General features: G+C 40.7%; 7 protein-coding genes and 2 pseudogenes. 1 reads left to right on the top strand and 8 read right to left on the bottom strand.

Features of this window, described 5'->3' with window-relative positions; genetic code table 11:
- The 8 genes and pseudogenes from K1I56_RS09565 to K1I56_RS09530 all read right to left on the bottom strand — a co-directional run.
- The coding region (locus K1I56_RS09565; protein ID WP_223325840.1) for a Spy0128 family protein at positions 1–6,923 on the bottom strand (6,923 nt) is incomplete at its 3' end.
- A gap of 248 nt (positions 6,924–7,171) precedes the next feature.
- Positions 7,172–7,666, bottom strand: coding sequence for a beta-class carbonic anhydrase (locus K1I56_RS09560; RefSeq protein ID WP_049491763.1), 495 nt, complete (start codon positions 7,664–7,666; stop codon positions 7,172–7,174).
- A 288-nt stretch (positions 7,667–7,954) separates the two neighbouring features.
- On the bottom strand, positions 7,955–9,316 hold the full coding sequence (gene radA, locus K1I56_RS09555; RefSeq protein WP_223325844.1) for a DNA repair protein RadA: 1,362 nt from the start codon (positions 9,314–9,316) through the stop codon (positions 7,955–7,957).
- A gap of 10 nt (positions 9,317–9,326) precedes the next feature.
- Positions 9,327–9,842 (bottom strand): histidine phosphatase family protein, encoded by a 516-nt coding sequence (locus tag K1I56_RS09550; protein ID WP_223325839.1) that lies wholly within the window; start codon positions 9,840–9,842, stop codon positions 9,327–9,329.
- 24 nt (positions 9,843–9,866) lie between these two features.
- Positions 9,867–10,067: pseudogene (locus tag K1I56_RS09545) on the bottom strand (isochorismatase family protein); the annotation flags it as partial.
- A pseudogene (locus tag K1I56_RS09975) lies at positions 10,045–10,196 on the bottom strand (hypothetical protein); the annotation flags it as partial. The pseudogenes K1I56_RS09545 and K1I56_RS09975, both read right to left, overlap by 23 nt.
- 37 nt (positions 10,197–10,233) lie before the next feature.
- Positions 10,234–10,773 (bottom strand): histidine phosphatase family protein, encoded by a 540-nt coding sequence (locus tag K1I56_RS09535; RefSeq protein ID WP_223325842.1) that lies wholly within the window; start codon positions 10,771–10,773, stop codon positions 10,234–10,236.
- A 1-nt stretch (position 10,774) separates the two neighbouring features.
- The gene (locus K1I56_RS09530) at positions 10,775–11,221 is read right to left on the bottom strand and encodes a dUTP diphosphatase (protein WP_223325841.1); all 447 of its coding nucleotides are present in this window, start codon (positions 11,219–11,221) and stop codon (positions 10,775–10,777) included.
- A 445-nt stretch (positions 11,222–11,666) separates the two neighbouring features.
- Between K1I56_RS09530 and K1I56_RS09525 the strand changes: the two genes are divergently transcribed.
- Positions 11,667–13,093 (top strand): Ig-like domain-containing protein (locus K1I56_RS09525; protein ID WP_263280712.1); only part of this gene is annotated, 1,427 nt, incomplete at its 3' end.

Below are 13,093 nucleotides of genomic sequence, written 5' to 3'. Positions count from 1 at the left end.
TTCACAGCGATATCGAATTTATCTGTTACTTCTGCGCCTGTTACTGAATCGTAAGCTTTGATCTTAGTAGAATCAAGATCCAACTTAGTTTCATCGTAGTCATCTGAGATTCCTACTGATTGGATGTTGTCTTTGTTAGATGCGTCGAATTTAGTTGTATCCAACCATACTTGGTAAACCAACTTGTCGCCACGTTTAACAGTCTTGGTATTCAGGTTTTGTTTTTCGTTGTTTGATGCATCGTCCGCATATGGGTTCGCATTGGTATCTGCGTACTTGTCTGCCAACTCTTTATCGTCATCAACGAGCTTGTCACCTGTGATATCGAATTTCTCTTCAGAAACAACGTATTTCTCTGGTTGGAACTTAGGTTCTTCTGGAGGACGAACAGTATTGTTGAACTCTTTATCAGCAGGATCTGTCACGTTTGTGATCAAGGCTTTCGCTGTACCATCATGACGAACTTCAACTGTAACGACAGCTTTCATTGTATCGTATGTAACGGTTGCGTCTGAGCCTTTAACTTCTTCTACTGTGTACTTGTAGGTACCTTCTTGACCCTTCTGGTATTTAAGGGCAGTGACAGTTTTACCAGCTTTATTGGTGTACTCTACTGGAGCAAACTTGATCTTACCAGCTTTGTCGTTGGTTGCCGTTGCGATCACAACATTGTCGCTGTCTTTCAACTCGAATGTAAATTCGCCAGCTTTAAGGTCGCGACCTTCCAATTTCTTAGTGAAGTTGAATTCAACTGAGATTGGAACACTGTTGACACGTTTTTCAGTTGGTTTGTTTGGTTTTTCAACAGTCTTACTTACTGGATTGTAGTAGTTAACAACTTGAGCTGCTTTGTTTTCAATATCGGCACCAGCTACGACATCGTCTTTCACTGTTGCTGGGATATCAAATTTATAGTAGCGTCCAAATTCGAATTTAGTTGTATCAATGATTTGAGTGTTTTCAGCGTCGCCAAGTGACTTAGTGAAGCCATCCTTAAGGTTAGCTGTCAGAACACCATTGTTATCAGCGATATCGAATTTAGTTGTTACATCCGCACCAGTAACTGAATCGTAAACCTTGATATCTGAAGCATTAACAGTCAATTTATCCTTGTCGTAGTTATCTGTGATACCTACTGTTTGGATGTTATCTTTGTTGTTTGCGTCAAACTTAGTTGTATCCAACCATACTTGGTAGTAAAGTTTAGATCCACGTTCAACTGGTTTCGTATTCAAGTTTTCATCTTCGTTGTTGGCAGTTGTATCGACATATGGATTTGTATTTGTTTCACCATATTTATCTGTCAATTCAGAATCGTCATCAACGAGCTTCGTACCTGTGATATCAAATTTCGCTTTAGAAACAACGTATTTCTCTGGTTGGAACTTAGGTTCTGTTGGTGGAGTGACACGGTTGTTGAATTCTTTATCCGCAGGTTCTGTCACGTTTGTGATCAAAGCTTTCGCAGTACCATCATGACTGACTTTAACAGTTACCACTGCAGCCATTGTATCGTAAGTGACAGTTGAATCTGTACCTTTCACCTCTGTTACAGTGTACGTGTACGTACCTTCTTGACCCTTCTGGTATTTAAGGGCAGTGACAGTTTTACCAGCTTTGTTTGTGTAATCCACTGGAGTAAACTTGAAGTTACCGCTTGCGTCGTTGGTTGCAGTCGCAATCACAACATTGTCGCTGTCTTTCAACTCGAATGTGAATTCGTTAGCTTTAAGCTCACGACCTTCCAATTTCTTAGTGAAGTTAAATTCAACTGAGATTGGAACATTGTTGACACGTTTTTCAGTTGGTTTTTCAGGTTTTTCAACTTTCTTAGTCGTTGGGTTGTAGTAGTTTACAACTTGAGCCGCAGTATTTTCGATATCCGCACCAGCTACCACATCGTCTTTCACTGTTGTTGGGATGTCGAACTTGTAGTAACGTCCAAATGCGAATTTAGTTGTGTCGATGACTTGTGTGTTTTCTGCATCGCCAAGTGACTTCGTGAAGCCAGCTTTCAAGTTAGCAGTGATCACACCGTTGTTGACAGCGATATCGAATTTATCTGTTACTTCTGCGCCTGTTACAGAGTCATAGGCTTTGATGTCAGCTTTATTAAGATTTAATTTAGCTTCATCATAGTTATCTGAGATACCAACTGTTTGGATGTTGCCCTTGTTAGCTGCATCAAATTTAGTTGTATCCAACCATACTTGGTAAACCAATTTAGAACCACGTTCAACAGTCTTGGTATTCAAGTTTTCTGCTTCGTTGTTGGATGCATCGTCCGCATATGGGTTCGCATTTGTATCTGCGTACTTGTCTGCCAACTCTCTATCATCGTCAACGAGCTTGTCACCAGTGATATCGTATTTTTCTTTAGAAACAACGTATTTCTCTGGTTGGAACTTAGGTTCTTCTGGTGGAGTTACTGTATTGTTGAACTCTTTATCAGCAGCATCTGTTACGTTCGCAACGATCGCTTTAGCAGTACCATCATGTGATACCACAACTTTAACAGTAGCAACCATTGTGTCGTATTTGACAGTTGCATCTGTACCAGGAGTTTCTTCAACTGTGTAGTTGTATGTCTTACCAAGATCATCACGACCGAATTCAAGAGTCTTGAAGACGATCTTACCAGCAGCGTCATTCTTCACGCGTTCAACTTCAACGCCGTCTTTCTTCAATACGAATTCGAATTCGTTCTTTTGAAGTTCACGACCTTCCAAACGTTTCGTGAAGTTCATTTCCACTGGAACTGGAACACTGTTGACACGTTTTTGTGTTGGTTTTTCAGGTTTTTCAACTGTCTTGCTTACTGGGTTGTAAACGTGAACTGTTTGGTTGGCTGTATTTTCAATATCCGCACCAGCTTTAACAGATTCTTTCACAGTTGCTGGAATATCAAATTTATAGTAACGTCCAAACTCGAACTTAGTGGTGTCGATAACAGGAGCGTTTACTTTATCTTTGATAAATGCTTCCTTAGAAGTTGCAGTGATGGTGCCGTTTTCAACTTTGATGTCGAATTTATTGGTTACTTCTGCACCAGTTACTGAATCGTATGCTTTGATGTCAGCTGCATTAACGTCCAATTTTTCTGCATCGTATGTATCAGATACACCAACGTATTGGATGTTGTTCGCTTCAGTAAATTTCGTAGTATCAAGCCATACTTGGTAAACCAATTTAGAACCACGTTTAACTGTCTTGGTATTCAAGTTTTCTGGTTCGTTGTTAGTTGTCTTGTCTACATATGGATCCGCATTTGTTTCAGTGTACTCATTTGTCAACTCATTGTCGTCATCCATCAACTTGTTACCAGTGATGTCATATTTCTCTTTAGAAACGACAAATTTTTCTGGTTGGAATTCTGGAGTTTCTGGAGGAGTAACTTTGTTGTTGAATTCTTTATCTGCAGTACCATCAGTAGCGTTACCATTGGCATCTTTACCACCAGTTGATGTCACGTTTGTAACAGTTGTCAATGAATGACCGTTCTTCGCAACCTCAACAGTCACTGTAGCCTTCATTTGGTCGTAAGTCATTCCAAATTCTTTGTTTGCCGGAATCACTTCTTCTACAGTATATGTGTGGGTACCAACTTTTGTATTGTCAAATGACAATTCTGAGAAGGTTACGTTACCGTCAGCATCATTTTTCACAGTTTCAACTTCTCTACCAGTTGAATCTTTCAATACGAAGCTGAATTCGCCTGCAGCCAATTTACGACCAGCCAATTTCTTAGTGAAGTCAAACTTGGTCACAACTGGTGAAACCACATAGTTGTTGAATTCCGTGTCTTCAGGCATTGTAACAGCTGCGCTCAAGAGACCTGTAGCTGCATTTTTGGTTACATTAACGGTTACGACTGCATTCATTGAATCGTAGTCGATGTTTGTATCTGTTCCAGCTTTTTCACGTACAGTGTAAGTGTGTTTACCTACAGCGTTGTATTCAATCGCATCAAATGTGATAGATCCATCTGCTGCATTTTTCTTGGTTTGGATCACATTGCCATTTTCAAGCAATTCGAATGTGAAGGCATCCTTTGTAAGCTCTTTCCCTTCAAGACGTTTAGTGAACTTGAATTGAGCTTGAGTTGCAGCAGGTGTGAAGGTATTGTTGAACTCTGTATCTGCAGGGAGTGTGTTTGTTGCCTTAAGAACGTGACCTTCCTTAGTAACAGTGATTGTTACTTCAGCTTTCATTTGGTCGTAAGTCATACCAGTTTCTTTATTTTCTGGGATAACTTCTTCTACAGTGTATTTGTGTGTACCAACTTGTGTGTTATCAAAGGTCAAATCATCAAAGGCTACAACACCTGCCTTAGTATTGGTCTTAGTTTGAAGAGCCTTACCATCTGCATCTTTCAATACAAATGTAAATTCGCCTTCTTTCAACTCACGGCCTGCAAGGGCTTTGCTGAAGTCAAACTTGGTCTTAACTGGAGCGACAACGTAGTTGTTGAAGACCTTATCATCTGCGCTTGATTTGAATCCACCTTCAGCACTGTACTTAACTGAAGCTTCTAAATCACCAACAGCATTTTTCTCAGTTACAGTAACTGTCATTGTAACAGTCATTGCATCGTAGTCAACGTTTGTATCAGAACCTTTTTGTTCAGTGATTTTGTACTTATAAGTACCAGCTTTAGTAAAGGTAAGTTTGCTAAATGTAGCCTTGCCGTCCTTGTTAGTAACAGTTTCTTCAAATTTATCAGGAGTACTTTTCTCTTCTGTTAATTTGAAAGTAAACTCACCATCTACAAGGACACGTCCTTCCAATTGTTTTTCAAATTCTGGAGTGACTTCAACTGGTTCTTGTTTGACATAGTAATAAACCGGTTGTTTATACGGTGTCAAAGTGTTGAGCAAGTCAACGTTTGTACCGATACCTCCTACCCCACGTTCCAATTGTGAGTTAGCTGAACCGTGTCCAATTCCATCTCCTAAGAATGGCACGAATACAGTATGATAGGGTTCATATCCAGAAGCTTTTTGGAAGTCAAATGGAACTTCTTTACCGTTAGGATATTGTGTGACTGCTCCAGTTTTTGGATTAGTTTCTGTATATGAAATTGTTCTAAGAGGTGTTTTCTTAACAACTAAATCCTGTGAATTCCATTCACCTGGTTTAATCGGCTTAGTTTCTGCTAGCAACATATAGCCATCGGTACTTAATGAACCATCAGAACGTTTACTTTGTTGTCTTGGATCTAGCAAGTAAACACGAATAACGACTGAACCATCTTCTCCAACAATTTCTTTGATACGTTTGATACCGTAACGGTCCGCATCCATGAATTTCGTACCAACGGTGTAAGGACGACTTACAGTACCTGATTGATCGTTTGCATCAGCTGCTTGATAAAGTTTGTAGCCATCAAATTGACGTTCGCCAGATGCTGTGAAACGTTGTCCTTCTTCAGCTTTAAGAGTGTATCTAGCTAACTCAACTTCATTACCATTTTCTTTATAATCTTGAACAGTTTTATCTGTTTTATTGGCGTTAAATGTTGGATTGTTTTTATCAACTACTTTATAGTAAGTTGTTTTATTAATTGTTACTGGTATTTTAGCGTTTGAATCAGTAATTGTACGACCATTGTAAGCTGGTTCAACAACGTTTAAAATATCTGTTGTAGTACGAGCGTTATAAACCGCAGTATAAAGTGCTTGCTCAGCTGGTGTAAGTTGGTGTCCACTAGCTACTAAGTCTGTAATACTCTTTCCAACTGCATAACCATTTTGAATAAATGGTTCTGCTTTTTTACCAGTTGGGGCAGTCCCAGCTTTATAATCTACTTGGAAAGTTAATTGGCTATTAGACGCTGCTGTAGTAGTCGTGAACTTTTGAACCCCACTAGAAGCGGTAATCGTTCTTGTTTCAACTACAGCACCAGTATTTTTGTTGATCAATTCAACAGTTGTATCGGTAGAGTCATCAAATCTCTTATAGGCACGCGCATAATATGTTGTACCATAACGTTCATTGAACTTAGTAAGATCCCAAATAGCATAAGTATAGAAGTCGCCTTCTTTAGCCTGATAACCAGCTGGTACAGTTTGAGATGAAACACTTGCACCATTTGGATCCGTCATTTCAGGTGTAGCAACTTCACCGTCTTTTAGGAAAGTTGCTACAGCAACCGGCTCGTTATTATGGTCTGTAGCGGCACGACGTCCACGACGGCTACGACTTGTCGCCAAAGCTCCACCATTAGCCAAATCAGTTGCAGCACGATCGAGTGATGCACTACGATCTGCAGCATCTGCGAGCTCTGCTGTAGGAGCGTCAGTACCACGAAGTGAGGTTGGCTTCACTGTAGTATTAAGAGCTAGTGGAGTTTCAGGTTTAGCTGCTTCTTCTCTTGCAGCTGCTCTTTCTGAGCTTTCACCTGCTGCAGCACGAGTTGAAGTTGTTGGTGCTGTAGTAGTAGCTGTTGTAGAGGCAGGTTTAGAGCTTGCCTCTTTTTTCTCAACAGGTTTGCTTGTCGCTGTTGGTGCTTTTGGAACTTTTGGAGTTTCTTCAGATTTTTTAGCTTCAGCTTTTTCTTCTTTTTTAGATTCAGCTTTCGCTTCCTTATTTTCTGTAGCAGCTGGTGTTTCAGCTACTTCAGATTTTTCAGTTGCTGGAGCTGGTGTTTCTGAAGTTGCAGCAGAATTAGATAGGTCTACCTTTGGTACTGGCGCTCCCTCACCATAGGCCTTAGAAGCTGTCGCTTCTTCTTGACTTGACTCTGTTGTAGCAGGTTGTGCTGCTTCTGAAGCTGCTGTTCCCGCAGATTCAGAGGCTGCTTCATCCGCTGACGCAGATTGAGCTCCTGCAGCAAAGAGCGCTGTTCCTAAGAGAACAGAACAAACCCCAATGCTATATTTTCGTAAAGAAAAGCGTTGGCGTCTATTGAAAATATCCTTCATTTATAGGATCTCCTTTTTCATATTTCATGATTCCATGATACAAATAAAATTGTAACACTCTTGACATCAAGAGTCAATCTGTCGAAATAAAAATGTAACATTCTTGTTAAAATGTCATATTATACCACATATTTTTTAATATTTTGTGCCAAATTGTCACATTTTTTCCTATTTGGTTCAATTTTTTTACGCCAATAAAAAAGAGTTCAAGAAAACAAAGTCGTTTTGTTTTCTTGAACTCTTCTATTTTATTTCACTTCGGAGATCAATCCGGTATCCACATCATACACAGCTCCTGAAATCACTACATCCTCCGGAATCAAAGGGGAAGCTTTTAAAAGCTCCATATCTTCACGGACACTCTCTTCAATGTCTTGAAAGGGGAGGAAGTCGCGCTCTCCCACATCTACTCCCAGTTCTTTCTTTAGATGCTGCCGGAAAGCTTCGTTTTCAAAGGTTTGTGCGCCACAGTCTGTATGGTGCAAGACGACGATTTCGCGGGTTCCCATCTGTTGCTGGGAAATAACCAAGGAGCGGATCATGTCATCGGTCACGCGCCCTCCAGCATTCCGCAAAATATGGGCATCTCCAAGAGCCAGGCCCAGTGCTGGTGCCACGTGAAGGCGGGAATCCATACAGGTCACGATGGCGACTTGTGTTTTGGGCTTAATCGGAAGACGGAGGTCTCCATGCAATGCCACATAAGCTTGGTTGGCTGTTAAAAAATTATCAAAATAAGACATGGTCTCTCCTTTGTTCCTTTGAAATTCAAATCATCTATTATTTTACCACATCTCACTATTTCTGTCAGAGAGGATCTCCCGTCATCTGTCACATCTGAAAAAAGAGAGTGGGACAGAAATCGGTCATTCGTTAGAATTCGATTTCGTCGTCCCACCTCCGCACAGTTGAGCAGGGCTGTAAAAGCTGATGAACTCAGCGTAGTAGAGCCCACTAAACCACTGCGTCTTGCTCGACAATCCAAAAACAATTGAGAGGCTAGGACTCTCGTCCCAGCCTCTTTTCTTCTATTAAAATACTTTCTTCAAGACTTCTGCTAGTGTATTCACACCGACCACTTGGATACCTGATGGTGTCGTGATCCCCGTCAGAGAATTTTTTGGAACATAAATCTTGGTAAAACCAAGCTTAGCAGCTTCATTAATCCGTTGCTCGATCCGATTGACCCGGCGGACTTCTCCGGTCAAGCCCAACTCTCCAACGAAACACTCTTGCGGGTTGGTTGGCTTGTCCTTGTAGCTGGAAGCAATGGCTACAGCTACGGCTAGGTCGATAGCTGGCTCATCCAACTTGACACCACCTGCAGACTTGAGGTAGGCATCCTGATTTTGAAGGAGCAAACCCGCTCGTTTTTCTAGCACTGCCATGATGAGACTAGCTCGGTTAAAATCAAGCCCTGTTGTCGTCCGCTTGGCATTCCCAAACATAGTCGGAGTCACCAAGGCCTGCACTTCAGCAAGAATTGGACGCGTCCCTTCCATTGTCACAACGATGGACGAGCCAGTCGCCCCATCCAAGCGTTCTTCCAGAAAGACCTGACTCGGATTGAGGACCTCAACCAGTCCACCTGATTGCATCTCGAAAATCCCGATTTCATTAGTGGAACCAAAACGATTTTTGACTGCTCTCAAGATACGGAAGGTATGGTGGCGTTCGCCCTCAAAGTAGAGTACCGTATCCACCATATGTTCCAGCATCCGAGGACCTGCCAAGGTTCCTTCCTTTGTTACGTGCCCAACGATAAAGATGGCAATATTATTGGTCTTAGCCAGCTGCATGAGTTCAGCCGTTACTTCCCGCACCTGAGAAACCGATCCTTGTACCCCTGAAATCTCAGGAGACATAATGGTCTGGATGGAGTCGATGATAAGAAAGTCAGGTTGGATGCGTTCCACTTCCGCACGCACGCTTTGCATATTGGTCTCAGCGTAGAGGTAAAACTCGCTATCGATATCTCCCAAGCGCTCTGCTCGTAACTTAATCTGCTGAGCCGACTCCTCACCACTGACATAGAGAACGGTCCCTACTTGAGACAACTGGGTTGAGACTTGTAAGAGGAGGGTCGATTTCCCAATCCCTGGATCTCCCCCGATGAGGACCAGACTTCCTGGGACGACACCGCCTCCAAGGACGCGGTTGAATTCCTCCATCTCCGTCTTGGTCCGATGGACATTGATGGAGGTCACCTCCGCCAGTTTCATGGGTTTGGTCTTTTCACCCGTCAAGGACACTCGTGCATTCTTGACCTCTGCGACCTCGACCTCCTCGACAAAGGAAGACCAAGAACCACAGTTGGGACAGCGCCCTAGATATTTGGGTGAATTGTAGGCACAATTTTGACAAATAAATGTCGTTTTTTTCTTAGCGATGATAAACCTCTTTCTAAATCTCTATCTCACACTCAATCACTTGGCAAAAATCAATGGTTTCATTCGGTACAAATTGACGCATGAGCATGCGATGGGCTACAACTACCACAGTTTGATGTTCCCGATACTTAGCCATGCATTCTAGAAAACGAGACTTCATCTCTACAGCTGTCTCATATTGAACAGGAGAATTCGGGAGCAACTCCCCCTTGTTTTCTAAAAACAGACATCTAGCTGTCTCAAAGTTCTCTATACCTGTTTCATAAACCTGCCATTCATGCAATAAAGGCTCTACCCTCAAAGGAAGGCCCGTAGCACAAGCCAGATAAGAAGCTGTTTCTAAAGCTCGCGTCACTGCTGAAGCTACTAGCAGATCAGCTGATTGGAACAAGGGGTTTTGGCAAAGGTCCTGAGCCTGTTTCCTTCCCTTCTCAGATAAGGGCGCCAAATCTATCCCAAATCCCGTATAAGAACGCTCCTCTAACTCACGGTAATCTGGCTCTCCATGACGGATAAAAATAATTTTCATATTAAGCTCCCCATAAAACTATTAATTCTCCTTGGTAGCTGACAAAACGGAAGCCTTAACACAGCCTTTGCCATCTACCCCTATAAACTCTATGCTTTTAGCACCGTTTTCCTCTAAAAAATCTTTTAAATCTGGATTAGTAAAGCAAGAAGCCCGACGCTTCTCAAAGATACGAGAAGATACAAGCAGCAAGCCGGTCGCAAATTTCTTCTTTCTGTCTTTTCTCCCCCGTCAAGGACACACGCGCATTCTTGACCTCTGCAACCTCAACCTCCTCAACAAAAGAAGACCAAGACCCACAGTTTGGACAGCGCCCTATATACTTGGGGAATTATATTCACAATTTTGACACACAAATGTCGCCTTTTTCTTTGCGATAATAAAGCTCTTTCTACATCTCTATCTCACATTCAATCACTTGGCAAAAATCAATCTTCTCGTCTGGTACAAATTGGCGCATGAGCATTCCGTGAGTTACAATGATAATAGTTTTATAATCTTTATATTTTTCCAAAGCTCTTAAAAAACGATGACGCATCTCTAGATCAGTTTCATAGCGATAAGGAGAATCTTCAGATAAAACTCCTTGATGTTTTAGATAATATTCATGAGCTACCAATACACTAGTTAAATCAGAGTTAGTACCATCTATGTCTGGACGCCACTCATGAAAAAACGGCTCCACAAATAAGTCCAATCCTGTTTCAACTGCTATATAATGTGCTGTTTCTAAAGCCCTCGTCACAGACGATGAAATAATAATCTCTGCCTTTCCAAAACATGCAGTTTTAGCAACTTCTTTTGCCAGACTACGACCTTTTTCTGTCAATGGTGCTAAATCACGACCAAAACCACTATAGAGTCGCGGATTTTCAAGTTTATCAAGCATACTATAATCTGGCTCCCCATGACGGACAAAGATAATCTTCATCTTAGTGCCCTGTTGACCCAAATCCACCGGTCCGTACTCCATCCGCCTCATCTCCATCTGCAATTAAGAAAGGAGCAAAGACAGCCTGAACCACACGTTCCCCAACTTCAAGAACAACTTCCTGATCGGTAATATTTTTCATCTGAGCAAAGATATGGCCTTCATTTCCTGGATTGCCATAGTAGTCTCCATCAATAACCCCCACAGAGTTGATCAAGACCAGACCTTTTTTACGAGGATTAGAGGAACGGTCATAGAGATAGAGCACCTCACCCGCTTGCATATAAGCCTTGACCCCAGTTGGGACTAGGACGATTTCTCCTGGTGCAATCACTGTGCGCTCGGCTACCTTCAAATCATAGCCAGCCGCATGGGTCGTCTCCCGTTTTGGCAACAAGTCCTGATTGGTATAGCTTGATACAAGTTCAAATCCACGAATTTTTGTCATCATCATTCCTCTTTCATTCTAAAATGTTTCTATCTCTTCTATTATACCATCACTTTGGTCTAGCGTCTCCCCTATACTACTATTCGTATTTTTTTAATAATGTCATTCATTTTTCTGCTCATTTTACGCACCTTTGGATATTTTATGACAGTTTCATGCATGTATTCTGAAAATTTTAGAAAGTAAATGAAAAAGCATTTTAATAGATAATTTGTGCAAAAATTCACTCTTTTTAGCTTGAAGCAACTCATTATTTTTGCTATAATTCCCTTTGTAGGGAATAATTTTAAAAGTAAAATATTTTACCCTATAAAATAATTTTATGGAGGTCGTGTCTCAGCACTCAATTCTTATTGCCAACAGATAGGATTTGGACGTTCCTATCTTTAAGAGTAATCAGGCATTGATAACTAGGCACTAATTTTTTATGAAAAGGGAAGATAAGATGAAGAATAGAAATATTAAAATTTTCTCATTTGTCCTTTGTTTAGTGGCCATGCTTTTCGCTTTAGGTCTAAATCGCACTTCAGCAGAAACTCCTGGAGTGACCGTTAGCGGAAAATTGGTCGATACGATCAAAAATATCAAAGTTACCAATAATGAAGGTGGCAACCTTGATTGGGAATTACAACAATGGGCAACATTCCGAATTAACGCTGATTATGATTTGTCTGGAAAAAATGTTAAAGCAGGAGATTCAACTGTAGTTACTGTTCCAGATGCTTTGATGATTACTAACACTTCGTTTCAAATTCTTGATAAAAATACGAAGGAAGTTATCGCAAATGCTGAGGTAAGCCCAGATAATAAATCCATTACAATTACCTATACGGATTATGTTGAAAAACACTCAGATACAAGTGGAAATTTCTTCTTCTATGCTCGTATAGATTTCAAAAAACACCCACAAAAAGGTGAAATTCCGATAGAAATCACCATTAACAAAGAAACAAAAATTGGTGGTAAAGTTTCATTTACTGGTATCGGCGATGGTAATCCTTATCTTTTAACAAAGACTAGTTGGGTTAATGAAGGTGATAAAAGAGAGGTCCAATACACTATTTCAGTCAATCGTACAAAACAAAACATCAAAGGTGTAACGATTGAGGATCACTTGAAATTTACAAATGCTTCTTACGTAAAAGATAGCATTAAGATTATTAAAGGTAAATTCTCATATGATACTGGTGAATGGGTATTCTCTGATAGAGTTGATGTAACAGACCAGCATAAGATTACAATTAGCGAAGATGGTCAATCATTTGTTATTGATTTAGGTGACATTACAGATCAAGATCAGTATCGTATTAATTATAAAGTTCGTTTAAATTATGATCCTGCCGACGGAGAAGTCTTGAAAAATGAAGCAACTCTTAAAGGTCTAGGTATTGAAAGCAAAAATGTAACTAATGCTGCTGCTGTTCAAATTGCTGGTGGTGCTGGTGTTGGTTATGTTTACTCAATCAATATCCATAAAGTAGATGATGCGAATCAACCACTTAAAGGTGCTAAGTTTAGAGTTGTTCGTCAAGCGAATAATCAAGTTATCGGTGAGTTTGAATCAGACGAAAATGGTAATATTGCTGTTGGAAAACTCTTAAAAGATAAATATATCTTAACTGAAATTGAAGCCCCTTCAGGTCATATCATTAAAAAAGCTGATACTGTAGTTAATGTTGAAGATTTTGGTGCTGATCATTCAGTAACGAAAACGATTGTGAATCCGAAAGATAAGCCAAAAGAAACAAAAGCTACCATCGAATTAGATAAAACTCTTACAGGACGTGATCTAACGGATGGCGAATTCAGCTTTGAATTGTACGAGGGTGCTAACAAGCTTCAAACTGTTACAAACAAAAACGGAAAAGTAAC

Source organism: Streptococcus parasanguinis, from assembly GCF_019929185.1.
Classification (GTDB): domain Bacteria; phylum Bacillota; class Bacilli; order Lactobacillales; family Streptococcaceae; genus Streptococcus; species Streptococcus parasanguinis_O.
Note: the sequence above shows the minus strand (reverse complement) of the source record. Positions and strands in the feature narration are given on the sequence as shown.

Coding starts and splice junctions, on each gene's coding strand:
- K1I56_RS09560 (WP_049491763.1), bottom strand. CDS start 7,666: ATGTCTTATTTTGATAATTTTTTAACAGCCAACCAAGCTTATGTGGCA.
- K1I56_RS09550 (WP_223325839.1), bottom strand. CDS start 9,842: ATGAAAATTATTTTTATCCGTCATGGAGAGCCAGATTACCGTGAGTTA.
- K1I56_RS09535 (WP_223325842.1), bottom strand. CDS start 10,773: ATGAAGATTATCTTTGTCCGTCATGGGGAGCCAGATTATAGTATGCTT.
- K1I56_RS09530 (WP_223325841.1), bottom strand. CDS start 11,221: ATGACAAAAATTCGTGGATTTGAACTTGTATCAAGCTATACCAATCAG.